This window comes from Burkholderia cepacia, from assembly GCF_001039005.1.
In the GTDB taxonomy this organism is placed as follows: Bacteria; Pseudomonadota; Gammaproteobacteria; order Burkholderiales; family Burkholderiaceae; genus Burkholderia; species Burkholderia theae.
Window position 1 is genome coordinate 1 of sequence record NZ_LDWR01000143.1, and the last position, 329, is coordinate 329.

At 60.5% G+C, this 329-nt stretch carries 1 protein-coding gene; it reads left to right on the forward strand.

The window, feature by feature from the left end:
- Positions 1-116 precede the first annotated feature (116 nt).
- Positions 117-329 (forward strand): hypothetical protein (locus VL15_RS38755; RefSeq protein WP_048252173.1); only part of this gene is annotated, 213 nt, incomplete at its 3' end.

Consider the following 329-nt stretch of genomic DNA (forward strand, 5'->3'; position numbering starts at 1 on the left):
GCCGCACGGCTGAAATGGCACAGCTCGGTGACCGTCAGGAACGTTCGAAGCAGTTTCAGTTCCATTCTTCAAAGGAATCGTAACGATCGAAATATTCATTTTACCGATCGAATGCGATGGCGTTCAATACGGACATGCCCTTCCCGGAATTAACCGTCATGTCTCTGGATCATGTGCCCGAATGCGTGGCCGACACCGCGTGCGATGCCGCGGTCACGAACGAACGCCTCGCCGTGGCCGATGCGCGCGCACCGAAGCGTCGTGCCGAACGCACCGACGGACGCAGCCGCCGCTTTCGCTTCGGCGACGCGCTCGAGGACACGCCGCCG